Source organism: Enterococcus sp. DIV1639a (genome assembly GCF_050530445.1).
Taxonomy (GTDB): Bacteria; Bacillota; Bacilli; order Lactobacillales; family Enterococcaceae; genus Enterococcus_B; species Enterococcus_B hirae.
Genome location: NZ_CP172886.1, coordinates 1,765,103 through 1,782,353 on the forward strand (window position 1 = coordinate 1,765,103; position 17,251 = coordinate 1,782,353).

Below are 17,251 nucleotides of genomic sequence, written 5' to 3' on the forward strand. Positions count from 1 at the left end.
TTTTCACGTATTAGTCTCCTCATCTATTTTCGTGTGAACCGATTTTCTCTGCTTAGATGTGTACGCGCTCGTTGTCTATGTGTATGCGTTCCTTGTCGAGAGTATGTTGTGAGTTGAATCGATTGCCCACTTTCAATTTCCTTATTACTCATTTCACTAATTATCCCTAAGACTGGATACCCCATCGTTGCGAGAAAATGCTCATCCTTTACTGTTTTATCCAATATTTCTAACAAGACAGCCATCCCGATCCCTAGAAGTAAACCTAAAAATGCACCAAGAAAAAGATTCAACCGTTTATTGGGTGAAACCGGTAGCTGATTTGCTTGCGCAATTGATGTGATCGTTACTTTATTTACGTCTAAAACTTCTTTTACTTTTTCTTCAAAAGTATAAGCAAGAACATTTGCTATATTCGCAGCTTTTTCAGCTTCATCTGACATCACCTTGATATGGAACATTTGTGAATCTGAAGATTGAATAATCTGAATATTCTTTCTCAATTGATCTTTCGTTAAGTAATAAGCAAATTTATTTTCTAAGTATTCGGTTGCTTCATTAAGTACGATATCTCCTAAAATCATGTCTTTATATGTATTAATCAAGAGTACATTTGCATGTACTTCTGATTGTAAATTATGGTTGACGATTTCGTTTTTCGATTGAACGATCAATTCAGCCGATGAACTGTATGTTGGTGTAATAACAAAATAAGTTATTCCAGTCGCAACGGCGAAACCGCCGATCAATGTACAAATAATCAACAGTATCCGCTTTTTTAACCAGCTTAGAATCTCATTCAAATTAATAACCGCTTCCATCTTTTCGCCCCTTTCTATTCTATTTTTCACGTCGAACTATTTTCTTTCTGAAAAACTCACTTACACCAAATAGGAACAAGCTCAACAGGATACTGAAAAGACCAAATTTCATAAACATAAAGAGAAAATTTTTCAAATAAGTCGTTAAAAATAAGTATAGAGCTTCAGAATGAATACCCAATCGTTCAATCAATCGAGTTACATACAAATAGGTCGGCAAAGCCCCTACCATTAATCCAGCTCCACCGATCACATAAGCAAGGTAACGGATAATTAAATGAAAGAAAGGTTTGTTAAGCGAAATGATTGCGGAAAATAAGATTCCAAAAAAAGCGACTGCAAAAATGAGCAACAGGTTAAGGGTGGATGTATAAGCCATTATTTTTTTGCCGTATAACGCAAAATAAGGGATTTCGATATCACGCCGAACTGTTTCAATACTCACTTTTTTTAGTTTATTTACTGTGGTTTCAAATTCTGCATTTCTTGGGTAATTCTTTTCTTTTCCATAACTTTCTAATTGGCTTTGGACTGTCTCTTCTATTTGCTTCTCCCCTTCTAATTGAAAGGTTGAGCCAGCATAGATACTATGAATATATTGTTTGATATTATCATTTACTAAGCTTTCTGAAACTGTCTGATTCAACCATTTTTGGGAGATATTGGCACCTCTTCCTACATCAGCAATTGTGTGATTGATCTCTTTAGTGATCGTTTCCCCATAATGTGAGGATTCCACTGCACGGATCATAAAATTTTGATTGAATAAAGTAATCTTAAGAATGCCCAAGACAAAAATTGCAAATAAACTAAGCGAACAGATAAAAGCAAGAATCATTTTTGGCACTTTTCGCCATTGTTTTCTTTTTTTCATAACTATTTTTACCAAATGTAAGAAAAGACCATAAAATTTCACAAACTCATTGCAGCTTAAATTGCCCCACTTCGAAATTTTTTATCCACTAACTTCATTTTTAGTGAGCCAAACAAGCGATTATTCGATTGATCATTTGATTCTTTTTTGGTAAATCCACCTCTTTTCAAAGCGTTTTGCTTAACATATTAGTAGCGCAATTTTTCAATTCATTATTTATCTGGTTGGATCATTGGCCCCTTAATGAGATCGCCTAGAATAAATAATCTTTGATCCGTCATTCCAATACTATCGACTGGATAACAAGTATACAAAATCAGTTTTCCTTGCTGTTTTTGAACTAGAAGTTGACTAATCAATTTCGCATTTTTATCTAAAATCTTTGTTTCGTATACTTGGTAAACATACTCACCATAACTAGTGGAAATGTTAATCTTATCCGTAATTTTGACAGCACTTAATTTTCCAAATTCACTACTATTATGCCCACCAATCAATGTAGTCCCATGTTCACCTGGATACACAGACCCCATGTATTGTCCAGCACCTTCTCGTAAAATATCATCTGAGTCTCCATAATATAAGGGCACATTCAAATTTACAGAAGCAACATCAACCTGTCCATCTTGATACCCGCTTCTTGGATAATCGATTTTACTGGAGGGAATGTTCTCTCCTTCCAACTCAATTGTTTTCCGTTTTTCTTCTAACTCACTAGTTGACATACCTTTAGCTGATGGTTGTGTCTTTTTTTCATATTTTGGAATATCCGAAAGCAGAAACAATCGTAAGGAAGAAGTCGTAAACTGAATGACAGGTCGCCCAATAATATACATTAGCGAATAACCCATGATCAAAAAAAAGATAGGGGTAAAAATCATTCCGCCTATTCTTTTTAATTTTTTCTTTTTTTTATGCAAGTTTGACTTTCTTTCCTACGATGAATGCACCTGTCGCAGTCATCATTAAACATCCAATTGCAAGAATGCTTGAGATAGGGAATGTTCCCGTTTGTTTAATCGGTTGTTTCGAGTTGAACACTGCTGAAATCGAGCCATCAGAGTTTTGTGTGCCTAGCTCAACATACCCCTTATTCCAACTTAAAACGACTAATCCTAAAGCATCCGCTGTTGATGAAATCAATTGCTGAATTTCCAAAATCGTTTCCCTAGGGATAATTTTTATTAAATCATTTATCGTATGAACCGATGACAAATCAATGTCTAAATTAGTCAGTTTTTGCTTCACATTTTGGATATTTTTTACTGCTGTATCCACTTGTGACTTGGATAAATCATTTTGTTTTAAATAATTTTCAGTTTGTGTAATATATGTTTGAGGCATTTGAAATTCTTTGCCTTGAATTAAAATAGGTTGAGTCAATTCTTGGATGATCATTTGCTCATCTTGCGAAATCGCCCCGGCAGCATCAACATAAGACGTAAAAAAGAAACTACATAAAATTAAAACCATACTCTGTAACACATATTTCATCTTCTAACTCTCCTTTTCCTATCAAAATAATTAAACAACCATTAAAAAATAACACATAAAAGCATTTCTACCATCCATATTAGCATATGTTATTTCTTAAGACAATTAAATAAATGCCTTCAAAACAAATAACCATCGTAATAAAATCACTACTCGCAAAATAACAATTACTATTTAAAAATAGTTATTATAATAAGCGATTTTACTGAGAACATAGTATTTACGTCATTTATATTCTTAATCTCTAATCCGTATTATCGCGAGATCTCTTATTAATATAACGATTTGAACAATAGAACAAAAATTTCCAAATTTAGAAATTTTAAGTCAAAAAAGCTTGGAACAAATAAAAGATTGTCCCAAGCTCTTTGATAGATGTAAAAATAAAAATGATATTCTAACTTTCATATTTCATTAATTAATCGATTTCACTTACTACAAAGTAAGTTTTTCTCAACCGCTCTTGCCATGTATACGAAAATAAGGTGAATTTTACTCATTTCCTCCTTGATTCAATACCAAACTAGGTTTCGCATTTAAACGAAGATCAGCGAAATTGGCTTGTTTCAACTCTACATGCGCAGCTGCTCCAATCATTGCTGCATTATCACCACAAAGTTTTAATGGAGGGATCAGCAGTTCAATTTCTGGATGTTCTTTTTTCAATGCCTCTTCGAGCGTTTCACGCAATCCTTGATTGGCTGCAACTCCACCTGCTACAATCAATTGTTTGACTGGGTATTCGTTACAAGCACGAAGGGTTTTATTGACTAAAACGTCCACAACGCTCGCTTGAAAACTAGCAGCTAAATTATTTGTATCAAGAGTTTCTCCACGTTGTTGGGCGTTGTGTACTAAATTGATAAAGGCGCTTTTTAAACCACTAAAGCTAAAATCATAATTACTTTCATGGATCATAGCTCTTGGAAAATGGTAGGTATCTTCACCACGATGCGCTAACTGATCGATTTCTTTTCCGCTTGGATAACTCAAACCTAAGACACGACCAACTTTGTCATAAGCTTCTCCAGCGGCATCGTCTCTCGTTTCACCGATGATTTGATAGTTCCCGTCTTCCTTCATATAGACCAGCTCTGTATGTCCACCACTGACAAGCAATGCTAGTAGCGGAAATTCAAAAGGCTTTTGAAAGCGTGCAGCGTAAATATGACCTGCCATATGGTTCACAGGTATCAAAGGCAAATTGTTCGCCCAAGCAAAAGCTTTAGCGGCAGAAATCCCAATCAGTAACGAACCAACTAAACCAGGACCATAAGTAACCGCTACAGCACTCAGTTGTTCAACAGAAGTGCCTGCCTCCGCCAAAGCGTCTTCGATACATAAAGTGATTTGCTCTACATGATGGCGACTTGCTACCTCTGGAACAACACCGCCAAATCTTTTATGGCTGTTAATCTGTGAAGCAATGACATTGGCTAAAATCTCATCACCATTTTTCACAACTGCGACACTCGTTTCATCGCAACTTGATTCAATTGCCAGAATCAATTCTTCTTTCATTTCATCGTCTCCGTTTTTAACTTTGTACTCATAATGATCGCATCTTCTACTGGATCATGATAATAAGATTTTCGTTTCCCTAGTTCTCTAAATTTCTCTGATTGGTAAAGATGACGAGCTGCTAGGTTAGACGTTCGTACTTCTAAATAAACATTATATGTTCCTGCTTGTTTTTCTCGGTCTAATAAAAAGCGTAATAACTGACGTGCATACCCTTTTTTTTGCAGTTTTTTTGCCACAGCAATATTCGTGATCTCCGTCTCATCGATAACTTTCGAATAGCCAATGAATCCTTGGAGTAGCGAATTTTCCACCAATAAGTAATATTGCGTATGTGGTTGTTGGATATCCATTAAAAATTGGTCTTTGGTCCAAGGAGAACCATGTTCATATGCTTCCTCACAAAGCGCCCATAAACAAGACGCTAACTGTTCATCTTCAAAGTCATTCTTAGTATAAATCAATTGTACCTCTCATTTTTCTAAATATTTGATCATTTCTAATCCATCTTCATTTGTTTGGGTATAATACCCTTTTTTTACTTTGTTCGATTGAAATCCTAATTTCCGATAGAGTCTTTGGGCATCTTGATTACTCATTCTCACCTCTAAAGAGAGTGTGTCACAGCGATTCATTATAGCAAATTTTTCAATTTCGTCAATTAACAATGTACCAATGTTTCTTCGTTGGTACACAGGAATAACCGCAATATTTGTAATATGGCAATCCAAGCCAAAAATTCTCGCACCTATAAATCCAATTAACTGTTCACCGTCTAGTATTCCTAAATATAAATTTTGAAAAGGTGAATTTAATTCAGAAAGGAAGGCACTTTTTGTCCATGGTAATTCGCCATTGTATACCTGGCGTTCAATCGATAATAAATCTTTGATATCTCGAGGTATCAGCTCTTTTATTCGATAGCTTTTCCCTTGATTTTCAATTATCTTAGTAGCAAATTCTTTTTTTTCATAGAATAAACTTCTAGCATATGCTTTAAATTTTTTCAACATATCTTTCGTCTCCAGGAGTGTGGGTTTCCAACCACTTTTCCTCTGCTTCTACTTTTTTCAAATAACGTGGTACAAAATTGGTTAAATCTCTTACTGGTTCACGATTGGCCCCTAATGTTGCAATCGTACAGCCATTAGGAAGATCCCATTCAAGCACCTTATTTATTTCTGCTTCATGTAATACTTCCTTTATTTCATTCGTAAATTTTTGCGTATCTGTTCCGACAAATAAGATAGGTTCATCGAACTGAGACAGTTGCTTAAGCAGTTCTTCAATTGAAATATGTACATCTTCAAGAACTGTTTCTAATTTTCCATTTTGTCTTCGGTACACACCAGCATAAACATTTTTTCTTCTTGCATCAAATAAAGGCACGATCAACCCATTTACGTTCCGGCAATTAGCAGCAATTGCTTGTAAACTTGAAATCCCCACAAGTTCTTTACCCAATGTATATGCAAGTGTTTTTGCAGTAGTTACACCGATTCTTAGACCGGTGTATGAACCTGGTCCATCGGAAACAGCAATTCGATCGATAGCGGTTGGTGTTAATCCGAGTGCTGAGAATAACTGATCGATAGCCGGCATCAAACTAACGCTATGATTTTTCTGTTTATTGATTTGGATTTGTCCTAAGACAGTATCATCTTCAATCACGCCGATCGCTAAAGTTTGATTAGCGGTGTCTATCCCTAATGTAATCATTTTGATGCATCCTTTCTACTAACTTCTATCGTTTTATATTGTAGCATACTTCTTGCTAAGAAAAAGACAATTCATTTCAGAAAAAAAGAAAAAAAGTTGCAATCATTCGCAACTTTCTCTTGATTTGTTCTTTAGTTTTTTGTAGACTCACGCAAGATAAGATCCGTTTCTACAATGATTTTTCTCGAAACAGGTGCTTTTTCATTCATCATTTGTAAAACGGTCTCTACCGCCAGTTCCCCCATCCATTCCGTGTGAACTTTGACTGTCGAAAGAGCTGGGGAAACATATTTTGCTACACTAATGTCATTGAATCCGATCAATGAGATATCCTCAGGTACTTTTAGACCTTTTTCGTTAATTGCCTTCAATGCACCGATCGCTAGTGTGTCATTTGCTGCAAACAGCGCCTCAAACGAATACTGTCCACTATCTAAGTATTCTTTGACTTTCCGATAGCCAGATTCAACTGAAAAATCTGCTTCAATGATCGTTGTAGTCAATCCTTTACCAGCCATGATTTGTTGGTAGGCAGCAATCCTTGGGTCATCAATCCGTTGATGTCCTTTTTTGGTGTATTCCCTACCAGCAAGCATTGCAATCGTTTTTTTATCTTGGTTAAAAAAATAATCAATCACTTTTTGGATACTTGTTTGAAAATCAACGATTAATGAATTAATGTTATAGGGTGTTCCATCAAAATCAACTAATAACAGATTGCTTTGTGTCTGCTTCAATTCAATCAACTGCTGCTCATCGAATTTTCCTAGAGCAATCGTTCCATTTGTCGGTCTATCACTGATAGCGTCCCACGTTTCCTTTAGCAAAGTCACATTTGATTCCTCTGCCTTTTTCTCTATTCCCAAACGAATAGCAAGATAATAGAGATCCTCTAATTCTTCTTGATCATTGTACCATTGGATCAAACGCAACGACTTTTGATTCAACGATGTGTTTCTATGATGCTTCGTGTAATTCAACTCTTCAGCAGCCTCAAAAATTTTTCTTTTCGTTGCTAGGCTAACTGATAACTCCTGATCATCATTTAAGACTCTTGACACAGTAGCAGGAGAAACCCCTGCCAACTTTGCAATATCTTTAATCGTTGCCACTTGTTTCTCCTCCTATCTATTCCACTCGGGCATCCTTCTTAAAGCGTTGCAGTAAAGCGTTGGAAAGCTTCTTGACCTTTTATATCGCGTTTGAATACCCCTGAATCTTCCAACACACGAGCAAAAACTTTACCAATAGCTTGCTGAACGATCTCTGTTACTGTTTCAGTTGTCACATTTGGATGGTCGGCTTTCAAGCCCTTCGCCCATTCCATGTGATACTCAGCTATCTTATTTTCTTGTCCAAGCAAATACTTTTCTACTTCTGCCATTTCTGATTTTAAACGAGGTGGTAAAACAGCTAATCCCATGACTTCGATCAAACCGATATTTTCTTTTTTAATATGCTGGATATCTCGGTGAGGATGGAAAATCCCTTCTGGATGTTCGTCAGAGACATTGTTATCTCGTAACACTAAATCGAGTTCAAAATAATTTTCGCGTTTTCTAGCAATTGGTGTAATCGTATGATGGGGCGTACCATCTTTAGAAAATGCCGTCACTGCTACCGCGGGATCTGAATATTGATGCCATTTTTCTAAAATACTATTAGCAGCTTCCACTAGGATTTCTTTCCCCGTCGCTTGCAGACGAATGACAGACATCGGCCATTTGACAACACCTGCGATTACTTGAGGATAATCCGATAATTTGATTAATCGTTCGATTGGAGCTTTAGCCATTGGAAATTCATGGCGCCCTGCTTGGTAATGATCATGTGACAGAATCGATCCTCCAACAATTGGCAGATCTGCGTTTGAACCAACAAAGTAGTGTGGTAAAACCTCTGTGATTTTTAATAAACGTGAAAATGTTTCTTTCGTAATCTTCATAGGACGATGCTCTTCTGACAAGATGATCGAATGTTCATTGTAATAAGCATATGGAGAATACTGAAATCCCCAACTTTCCCCATCAAGATTCATTCTGATGATTCGATGATTGGTGCGAGCTGGATAATTTAAACGTCCTTTATAGCCTTCATTGTTCATACAAAGCATACACTCAGGATAATCAACTTTTTTGGCATGTTTTTCGGCAGCAATTTGCTTAGGATCTTTTTCAGGCTTGGATAAGTTGATCGTAATCTCTAATTCGCCATATTCTGAAGGATACGTATATCTGATATTTTTCGCAATCGCTCTGGTTTTGATATAATCATTTCTTTTACTCAATTGATAAAAGTAGTCTGTTGCTTCTTCTGGATTTGTTGCGTAATGTTGTGCAAAAAACGCATTGACTACTGATGGTGGTGGTGTTAAAAAATCCATTAATTGTGCTTCAAAGATTTCGATTTCAGCTGGTAAATCAGTAACCACTTCATTTTTTTTGGCTTGTTCGACTAACCGATCAAGTAACACCACCGATTCTTCTGAAACAGGGCGCACTTCAGTGTTTTCCAAAGCCTCTTCGCCGATCATTCCCAAAATTCGATTTTGCAAATAAATTCGATCCATTTCCATCCAGCCACCAGCTTCAATTGCTAGTGTCGTAAAATCACAAATCGTTTGACTGATTGTCATCTTCTCTCTACTCCTCATAACCATGGGGATGACTCACATGCCAATCCCAGGCTGTTTTAATGATTTCTTTTACATCTGTGTAAGCTGGTCGCCAACCTAAGATTTCTTCAGCTTTAGCACTGGAAGCGACCAACCGGCTTGGATCTCCGGCTCTACGTGGTGCCACCTTAGCTGGAATTTCTCGATTTGTTACTTCTCTAGCCGCTTCAAGCATTTCTTTGACGGAGTAGCCTTGATTGCTCCCTAGATTAAAGAAGTTACTTTCATTCCCCGCGCTTAAATATTCTAAAGCTAAGATATGGGCATCAGCTAAATCTTCCACTTGAACATAATCTCGGATGCATGTTCCATCGGGTGTATCGTAATCATCACCGTAAATCGCCAAAGAATCACGTTGACCTAGAGCTACTTGGAGAATAATAGGAACTAAATGCGTTTCTGGTGTGTGATCTTCCCCAATCGATGCATCTGCTTTTGCACCTGCTACATTGAAATAACGCAATGCTACATATCGCATGCCATAGGCTTGGTCACACCATTTCATCATTTTTTCCATCATCAATTTGCTTTCACCGTACGGATTTTTTGGATTCGTAGGAGTTGCTTCGGTAATTGGTGATTCTGTAGGTTCACCATAAGTGGCTGCTGTAGATGAAAAGACAATATTCTTCACATGATATTCATGCATCACTTCTAACAATATTTGCATACCATAGACATTGTTATTAAAATACTTCAATGGTTTCTCAACAGACTCTCCCACTAATGAACTAGCTGCAAAATGAAGGACTCCTTCGATCGTTTCTTTTTCAAAAACAGACTGTAAAAAAGATTTATCCCGAATGTCACCTTTGTAAAATTGTGCTTTAGGATGAATTGCTGCTTGATGCCCCGTTAATAAATTATCCACTACTACCACTTGATAGTTTTGATTGATCAACCGATCAACAGCATGTGAACCGATATAACCTGCGCCACCCAATACCAAGATTGCCATGAAAACACTCCTTTTTTTACAAAAGCAGCAAAAAGTACGTTTTGAATCGTTTGAAACTATGACTCTTTTGTTTCTGTTGCCTTTGCTATTTATTTAGTAAATTTATAATAAAACATTTAGTAAATATTTTCAAGGAAAATTTGTAAAGGTTTCCAATAAATAGACGTCAGACTAGCCTTTTTTTTCAATTTGTTACATAATAGAAGCAACAACTAATAAACGAGGTGGATTTAATGAAAAAATTTGTATCTGGAATTTTAGTCGGTAGTCTTGCAACAGCGGCACTTGTTGCTGGATTGGTAGCTTCAGTTAAAAAAACAGTAATCGATCCCATTGATGAAAAAGAAACAATGATCGAAGAAAATCGTAAAAAAGCGATGCGTAAACGTGTAGCTCGCTAATCTTTAAACGATTCAAGAAAATCATCCCTTTTATAGCCCAAAGAATCATTATTAATTAGTAAAACACAACCGATCTTAAAAGTTAGATGAATGATCTAGCCTTTAGAGTCGGTTGTGTTTTTTGCTTCAATTGGTTGTCCTTCCAAGAATCAGCTGTGCCACTTTATCGATTTGCCTCAAATTCCAAGCATCGGTATATGGTCGTGAGACTGTAGCTGTCAACCAATCCACACCTTCGACCGGAATCCCTAAACAATATAAATTTTCTTCTAGCTCTCCCTGTTTGTTCCAGACTTGATTGGTGCTTAGTTTGATATCAATTGCACCAGTTTCATACACGCCAGTCGTGTCCTGATAAGTAAAAGGACGAATCAGCTGATGTTTTTTCAAGCTATTTAATGCTGGATTCTTTGTCTGTGTCAAATCAGTCTGCGGGAGTCGGGCTTCAATCAAGTAGCGACTTTCAATCCGTTTTCCCTCGTTTTCTACGATAAAGAAACCGGCTTCTGTTTTGATTTCCAGCGGCGGGGAAACGATTGTGAAAATACCCGCATCAATCAGAGCGGCTAATTCTCTTGTCCGAACAACTGGCGGACCGATCGTGAGAAAAGCATTGAGCTTAGTAAACCAACCCCATAATACTTCTCTATATTCTTTGGCAGTGAAGATGCCCCATTCAATGACCAGATGGACAGGATCACGCCAATCTTTTAACGCATCAAAAGCTGAAGCAAGCGCCCCAGTACAATTTCCTTTCATTGATTCATTGATTTGATAATCAATAAACCTTCGACTTTCTTTTTGAAAGTCGTGCTTCTCATGATAGATAGGCGTTTCAAAAAAATCCCACTCCCATTGATAAGGCTGTAATTCAGGAAATTGTTTTTGCCAATCACTTTGATCACGTGTTAAAAAGATTTGTTCAAATAATACTGGTGAAATAGCTAGATGTTTTTCCTCAATTAATTTCTTATAATAAAAAAGTTCGACATCTTTTTTTAGCAAGTCGAAAAACAGTTTCCCAGTTAATTGTTGATTTTGATAAAGCTTTGCTAAATTTTCTTTGGTGATCAATTTAGGAACAGCCATTGCTCCTCCCCGTTTTTCATTTTTTCCTCGAGGAAAATAGGGCAACCCTTTTCTAGACCCGCAGTATACGATCGGCTCACGTCCAGACGGCAAATATACCAATTTCTCTCCTTGTTTTTCAAACTTACCTCCTCTATTCTCGGTAAGTAAACCTACATAATCAAAAAAACTTAGACCTAATCCTCTAAGAATCACTGTGGCTTTTGGCGGAATAGTTTCTACGGAAACATCAGCTGGATTTGCTGGCGGTTGGTAGAACAATTGCTCTTTTTCAGCATAGTCATAAAACCTTTTCTCGTCTTTGGATACTTTATTTTCCCAATGTCCCGTAGTCATCACTAACTGATCTACTACTAAATGCTGTTCGTTTGTTTTCAAGTAAAAACCTGTCTTTATCTTATCAATCTCTTTCACTAAGGATCGAACGATAGTGAATGAATGCGGTGCTAATTTTTTTAATTGTTCATAAAACCACTGTTGGTACAAGCCATAAAAACATCTGGTAGCTGGTTCATTGGCACGTAAGCGCTCGGCTTCTGCCAAAAAAAATTCTTTATTCACAAACTGTTGCTTTTCGATATACTTTTTCGCCTCTGTTTGGCTCCATTGATATAAATTAGGCCCCGGTGAAATCTCTCCGCCACTTGTTAATGTTTCATCTGTAAAAAGCGTAACTTGCTGAGAGACTGAGTTCATCAATAACTCTGTTGGTTGATCGAGCCGCCAGACTCGACCACCAGGCCCCTCAGGATCGAATAAACAGATCTGGATATGTTGGTTTTCCCGATTGTTTCGGATCAATCGTTCTACCATGCTTAGTCCTCTGGGGCCTGCCCCAACAATGCCAATAATCATCGATTCAGCTTCCTTTCCATCAACGCTTTTAGCACCACGGCTTGATTTTGCTGTTCATTCTTTGCACCATAAACTAAGGTCACGATTGGATAGTTTTGACAGAGTTCAGCTAACTGCTTGACTGCCAATTGCTTTTCTTGATCTGTCATTAACTCTTCTAGGTATTTTTCTTCAAAAACAGGAAAACGCTCAGGAAGATGTCCAAAGAATTTTCTCAACTCAGTACTTGGTGCAATCTCCTTTAACCATAGATCAATCTGTGCTTTTTCCTTTGATATCCCTCTTGGCCATATTCGATCAACTAAAATTCTAAAGCCATCACCCTTTTCGCGCGCACTGTACACTCTTTTCAGTTTGATCATTCTCTCCACTTCTTTCATTGCTTATACATTGATCATAGCATAAATGATTAGATTCTCCTTTGATTATGTCATAGCAAAAAATCGTGGCTTGATTTCTGTTAGTACTCCCTAAATGCTAAGTTTCAATTTTGCACGATTTATGGATACTTGCTAGTGATTCCTATCTCCCTTTTCGAGAGGGACAGGGTATAGGCGTTGGTTATTCTTATGACAATCATCATTAGTTTCGCTCGATTGTCGTCTCAATATTTTTTTTAAAGGTACCCCACCCTTATCCATTTCAATTCCTTGACAATTTGTTATATTCTCTGGTTTATCTGTGTTACTCTTTCTGAAAATGTTTAACGATTGACCCCACTTCTTAATCCTTTTCCTAAACGTTAGCTTTTCTGTGGTCAACTTACTTGTTTTTTGTTCTTGAATGTTTTCTGGTTTTGAACTATCTTTTTGTTCGACCGATTGATCTTCTATTATTATTTGTGGAGAATCTATTGCGCTTTCTATATTTTCTATAACCACAGAATTGGTTATAGAGACTTTACTTTGGCTTGGACCATCATGGCTGATTAAGCGTTTTATGTTATAATCCTTTACGACCTGCTGATATAATTGGGCAGAAAGATCTAGTGAGTATAATACTCTCCCAAGTTCAGATTGCTCTACCTTCTTATTTATAATCTTAGACACAACCGATTCAACGATCTCCTCATATGTCTTTCCTTTTAATTTACCAGCTAGTGAAACCTCAATCGTTCCAACAAGTTTATCAAGTTCCTTTTTTCTTTTTTCTGTTATTTCTTCTTTTTTTACTACTCCTGCAGGTTGTTGCTCAGTGAAAGTTTCATTAGATATTTCTGGCATTTTCTTTTCTCCCCCATTGTTTGATTTATCATTGAATCATCATACATGACGTACGCAATGGAGATAGAACTTTTATTTCTGGAAAGAATAAAATTTAGTATTTTATCTTGTGCGATCTAATGAATTCTTTTTATTCCCGTTGCCTAATCGAATAATCAGTCATGCAATTTTCTAAAAAGTATCTGTTACTTTATATACAAAAACTTCTGATAAATTGGCTCTATCATTTGTGGAACTGATGAATGTATCAATCCCAAAAAGTAAGACCAAAATCTAACTTCTGGTGGTTACTACAGAATCAAAGTTGATTCTTCAGCCCCATTTTCCTTCCAAATGAAATAACAAAAAATCTGAGACAGAATGAGGTTCATTCTGACCCAGATTTGACTTTACACAACTCATCAGGATTGACCGATAATTTGACGTCATGACGTTCTATACTTTTTTACTTTTAATCTTGCCAGACCAGCCATCATATCCACCTTTTAAGATATAGATATCTTGGTAGCCAGATTTTCTTAACTTATTCGCTGTACGAATACTTAAGCTTTTCTTTTGGTCGTAGATATACACCGGTTGATCTTTTCGGATAGATCCTAATGAATCTTTTAAAACAGTATAAGGGATATTTCTTGCCCCTAAAATATGTCCTGCATCAAACACGTCTTTTTCACGAACATCAATGACTTGTGCCTTACGCATCCCATCACGAAATTCTTCTTCTTCCAGTGTTTTTGCAGAACGTTTTGCCATTACTCGTAGATAAACTTCCCAAAACACAATAGCAAGAATAATCAATAGCAAAATGATGTTAATTACCCATAAAACCATGTCATTCCTCCACGTTATTCCGCAAATTTCAAGGCTAATGAAGCAGCACCGATCACGCCAGCTTCATTTCCTAATTCTGCTAATTTGATTTTTGTTGATTGTTGTACTTGAGGGAACGTAAATTGGTTGAAATATTTTTCAACACGACTACGTAAAAATTCCCCGGCAGCAGATACTCCGCCGCCTAAAACAATACTTGATGGGTTCATAGTGTTCCCTAGATTACCGCAAGCTAATCCTAAGTAGAAACAAACACGATCAACGACCATCAGACCAAATGGATCGTCTGCTTGTGCCATTTCAAAAATATCTTTACTTGTTACTTCTTCTCCATTGTCAAGCATTGCTTTTAATTTTGAATCTCCGGCATACTCTTCTGCTAAGAAACGTGCTAAGCGAACTACACCTGTTGCACTTGAAACTGTTTCTAAGCACCCTCTTTTACCGCATGTACATTCAAAACCTTCTGGGTCCACTGTAATGTGTCCAATCTCGCCACCTGCACCAGCAACGCCGTGGATCAAGTTCCCAGCAGCAACGATTCCGCCACCGACACCCGTTCCTAAGGTAACAAAAATAACGTCAGGATCATTTTCCCCTGCACCTTTCCAGCGCTCACCTAAAGCAGCAACGTTCGCATCGTTATCAATAGCAAATTTGATTCCAGTTCCTTCTTCAATTTGTTTTTTTACGTATTGAAGTTCAGTCCAATTTAAATTGTAGGCTCCAATCACTGTACCTGCTTCACTATCGACACTTCCTGGTGTTCCCATACCGATTCCGATGAAATTTTCAGCATTCATGTTATATAATTTGATACGATGATTTACTGACTCGATAATTTCCGGAATAATATGTTTACCGTCATCCAATATATTGGTATCGATGCTCCATTTTTGTTGAATCTCTCCTTCTGGTGTTAGAATTGCAAATTTTGCTGTTGTTCCACCTAAATCAATCCCAATAATTTTTTTGTCCATTACAAGTTTCCTTTCTTTCGGCTTTCTTCCACTCGGTGCTCTCGTTTTAGTATGCGCCACGCTGTCATGTATGTATCATGATCGATCAAACGACTGTCATGAAGATTCTTCAATTCAATCGTCATTAATTCAATATCATAGATACGTGACCCAACATAGACAAAGATGCCAAATCGTTTGAGCAGTTGTTGCACGTCATATAAGCTCTCCATCTCAAAGCACTTCCTTCACATTATACAAGTAATCCGTAGTTTTTTAAACCCAATAAAACACATATTATCAAAAGAAATCCAAAAACAAGCGTAGATAGGATTTTTTGATGAATCGAGTAATTGGTCACTTTCTGTGGTAGGCCGATGATATTTCCTATAAGCAAGCCACCAACAATCCCACCGAGATGCCCCCAGATATCGACTGAGGTATCCGTCAAACCAAATACAAAACTGATAACAATAAACAACATGTAATGACGAATCAATTGGCGAACCTGAGAGTTATTTTTGAAATGAAATCCAAGAATGAATAACGCACCAAACAAACCAAACAAAGAAGTACTTGCTCCACCAGATAGAACGCCAAGATCGTTGAATGCAAAACTCGCCGCATTCCCAAGGATACCACTAAACAAATAGATCAAGAAAAAACGCCAATGGCCGTAGAGTGTTTCAATTTGGTCTCCCATAAAATATAAAATCAAAGAATTCATGACAAAATGCACCAGTCCAAAGTGAATGAAAATCGGTGTAATAAGCCGCCACCATTCATTTCCAACTACAATAGACGGCCCAAACATGCCTAAATATGCTGGAATATTTAAAAATGGAAAGAACTCCATCATTGCAAACACGATGGTTTGTATCGCTAAAAACAAATAAGTCAAAATTGGTCTTCTTAGCCAAGCGTTTAATTTTAATTTCTGTTGATAATTCATGTAACCCTCCTTATTATTTATCGATAAACAAGTGTTGCACTTTTTTATCAAAACTTTCTGGTACCCATTGATTGTTTATTTGTTCTTGAAAAACCAGACTACATGTCTGGTTCGGATAATTGGCTAGATAGCGATCATAGTAGCCTCCACCAAAACCAATCCGATAACCATTTTGATGATAAACAATCCCTGGAACGATCAGCAAATCGATAGCGTCCGGTGAAAAAGAATGATCAGATAATGGCTCCAGTACGCCAAAAGCGGTGCGTTCAAATCGGGTATCCGGATCAATTTTAAAAAAACACATTTGACGTTCAGGCAATGTCTTAGGAACAAGTATGGTTTTACCCTCTTTCCATGCCTTTTCAATAATTGGGGTCGTAGCCACTTCTATCTCATTTGCCATCGTCAAACCAACCACTTTTGCTTGCTGCCATTCATTACTTTGAAAGAGTTGTTGGTAAATTTTTTGCTCTTTTTGCTGCTTCTGTTCACTTCTAGCAATCTTTTGTAAATTTTCAATGCCAATTTTTCTAAGTTTTTCTTTAATATGACTCAACCGTATCAACCCACCTCTCGTTAAAATGGTAGCGGAAAATAGTAAAAATAGCAATTTAACTTTTTAAATAAAAAGAGTTTTATAAACAGAATTTAAGACATCACTCTCACTCTTTATTCTAAAAACGAGTAAACGGTGTTCACGCATCAGCTCCTTGAAGTAAGCCTGAATTTTTCAAAACATGAGAAGCTGTTAAAAAAATTCTTTCTTATTGTCATTGGAGCTTTCCGATGCCTTCACGACCTCTGATTCACTCTTTTCATTTGAATAGACAGAATAATCGTAGTCTCAAAATAACGAGAAACTACTTTGGGAAACACT

At 36.8% G+C, this 17,251-nt stretch carries 20 protein-coding genes; 1 reads left to right on the forward strand and 19 read right to left on the reverse strand.

What is annotated here, in order from left to right; all coding sequences use genetic code 11:
• Positions 1 to 23: 23 nt before the first annotated feature.
• From IGJ32_RS07885 to galE, 11 genes are all read right to left on the reverse strand, one after another.
• Positions 24 to 821: a YveK family protein gene (locus IGJ32_RS07885; RefSeq protein ID WP_010737789.1), complete on the reverse strand. Its 798-nt coding sequence runs from the start codon at positions 819 to 821 to the stop codon at positions 24 to 26.
• A 19-nt stretch (positions 822 to 840) separates the two neighbouring features.
• Positions 841 to 1,695 carry a hypothetical protein gene (locus IGJ32_RS07890; protein WP_051641758.1) on the reverse strand — a complete coding sequence of 285 codons (855 nt, stop codon included), beginning with the start codon at positions 1,693 to 1,695 and terminating at the stop codon, positions 841 to 843.
• A gap of 212 nt (positions 1,696 to 1,907) precedes the next feature.
• Positions 1,908 to 2,576 (reverse strand): class D sortase, encoded by a 669-nt coding sequence (locus tag IGJ32_RS07895; protein WP_373168969.1) that lies wholly within the window; start codon positions 2,574 to 2,576, stop codon positions 1,908 to 1,910.
• Between the two features lie 31 nt (positions 2,577 to 2,607).
• Positions 2,608 to 3,189, reverse strand: a complete 582-nt coding sequence (locus IGJ32_RS07900) for a hypothetical protein (RefSeq protein ID WP_010718856.1) — start codon at positions 3,187 to 3,189, stop codon at positions 2,608 to 2,610.
• Between the two features lie 492 nt (positions 3,190 to 3,681).
• Entirely contained in the window at positions 3,682 to 4,710 is a 1,029-nt protein-coding gene (gene tsaD / locus IGJ32_RS07905; RefSeq protein WP_094940616.1) for a tRNA (adenosine(37)-N6)-threonylcarbamoyltransferase complex transferase subunit TsaD, read from the reverse strand.
• Positions 4,707 to 5,174, reverse strand: coding sequence for a ribosomal protein S18-alanine N-acetyltransferase (gene rimI, locus IGJ32_RS07910; protein ID WP_063627253.1), 468 nt, complete (start codon positions 5,172 to 5,174; stop codon positions 4,707 to 4,709). Before rimI (IGJ32_RS07910) ends, tsaD begins: the two co-directional genes overlap by 4 nt.
• Before the next feature lie 9 nt (positions 5,175 to 5,183).
• Positions 5,184 to 5,723: a ribosomal protein S18-alanine N-acetyltransferase gene (gene rimI / locus IGJ32_RS07915; RefSeq protein WP_010737793.1), complete on the reverse strand. Its 540-nt coding sequence runs from the start codon at positions 5,721 to 5,723 to the stop codon at positions 5,184 to 5,186.
• Positions 5,707 to 6,429 (reverse strand): tRNA (adenosine(37)-N6)-threonylcarbamoyltransferase complex dimerization subunit type 1 TsaB, encoded by a 723-nt coding sequence (gene tsaB / locus IGJ32_RS07920; RefSeq protein WP_081127409.1) that lies wholly within the window; start codon positions 6,427 to 6,429, stop codon positions 5,707 to 5,709. Before tsaB ends, rimI (IGJ32_RS07915) begins: the two co-directional genes overlap by 17 nt.
• A 131-nt stretch (positions 6,430 to 6,560) precedes the next feature.
• A complete protein-coding gene (locus tag IGJ32_RS07925) occupies positions 6,561 to 7,541 on the reverse strand; it encodes a LacI family DNA-binding transcriptional regulator (protein ID WP_063627255.1) in 981 nt (326 codons plus the stop codon).
• A 38-nt stretch (positions 7,542 to 7,579) separates the two neighbouring features.
• Positions 7,580 to 9,064, reverse strand: a complete 1,485-nt coding sequence (gene galT / locus IGJ32_RS07930; protein WP_063627256.1) for a UDP-glucose--hexose-1-phosphate uridylyltransferase — start codon at positions 9,062 to 9,064, stop codon at positions 7,580 to 7,582.
• A gap of 7 nt (positions 9,065 to 9,071) precedes the next feature.
• Complete coding sequence (gene galE, locus IGJ32_RS07935) at positions 9,072 to 10,061, reverse strand: UDP-glucose 4-epimerase GalE (protein ID WP_034698360.1); 990 nt, start codon at positions 10,059 to 10,061, stop codon at positions 9,072 to 9,074.
• Between the two features lie 233 nt (positions 10,062 to 10,294).
• On the opposite strand from galE, the gene IGJ32_RS07940 reads away from it, so the two are divergent.
• On the forward strand, positions 10,295 to 10,462 hold the full coding sequence (locus tag IGJ32_RS07940; RefSeq protein ID WP_081127406.1) for a DUF3042 family protein: 168 nt from the start codon (positions 10,295 to 10,297) through the stop codon (positions 10,460 to 10,462).
• A 126-nt stretch (positions 10,463 to 10,588) separates the two neighbouring features.
• Here the strand turns inward: IGJ32_RS07940 and IGJ32_RS07945 are convergent, their stop codons facing one another.
• The 8 genes from IGJ32_RS07945 to IGJ32_RS07980 form a co-directional block, all read right to left on the reverse strand.
• Positions 10,589 to 12,406, reverse strand: coding sequence for an FAD/NAD(P)-binding protein (locus IGJ32_RS07945; protein WP_081127404.1), 1,818 nt, complete (start codon positions 12,404 to 12,406; stop codon positions 10,589 to 10,591).
• Entirely contained in the window at positions 12,403 to 12,768 is a 366-nt protein-coding gene (locus tag IGJ32_RS07950; protein ID WP_010737798.1) for a DUF488 domain-containing protein, read from the reverse strand. Before IGJ32_RS07950 ends, IGJ32_RS07945 begins: the two co-directional genes overlap by 4 nt.
• A 150-nt stretch (positions 12,769 to 12,918) precedes the next feature.
• Positions 12,919 to 13,629 (reverse strand): hypothetical protein, encoded by a 711-nt coding sequence (locus IGJ32_RS07955; RefSeq protein ID WP_081127403.1) that lies wholly within the window; start codon positions 13,627 to 13,629, stop codon positions 12,919 to 12,921.
• A gap of 435 nt (positions 13,630 to 14,064) precedes the next feature.
• Complete coding sequence (locus tag IGJ32_RS07960; RefSeq protein ID WP_342082004.1) at positions 14,065 to 14,460, reverse strand: rhodanese-like domain-containing protein; 396 nt, start codon at positions 14,458 to 14,460, stop codon at positions 14,065 to 14,067.
• Between the two features lie 14 nt (positions 14,461 to 14,474).
• Entirely contained in the window at positions 14,475 to 15,440 is a 966-nt protein-coding gene (locus IGJ32_RS07965; RefSeq protein WP_010718843.1) for an ROK family glucokinase, read from the reverse strand.
• A complete protein-coding gene (locus tag IGJ32_RS07970) occupies positions 15,440 to 15,652 on the reverse strand; it encodes a YqgQ family protein (RefSeq protein WP_010718842.1) in 213 nt (70 codons plus the stop codon). The genes IGJ32_RS07965 and IGJ32_RS07970 overlap by 1 nt, the downstream gene beginning before the upstream one ends.
• Before the next feature lie 20 nt (positions 15,653 to 15,672).
• Complete coding sequence (locus tag IGJ32_RS07975; protein WP_081127401.1) at positions 15,673 to 16,371, reverse strand: rhomboid family intramembrane serine protease; 699 nt, start codon at positions 16,369 to 16,371, stop codon at positions 15,673 to 15,675.
• Between the two features lie 13 nt (positions 16,372 to 16,384).
• The gene (locus IGJ32_RS07980; protein ID WP_373168930.1) at positions 16,385 to 16,930 is read right to left on the reverse strand and encodes a 5-formyltetrahydrofolate cyclo-ligase; all 546 of its coding nucleotides are present in this window, start codon (positions 16,928 to 16,930) and stop codon (positions 16,385 to 16,387) included.
• Between the last annotated feature and the right edge of the window lie 321 nt (positions 16,931 to 17,251).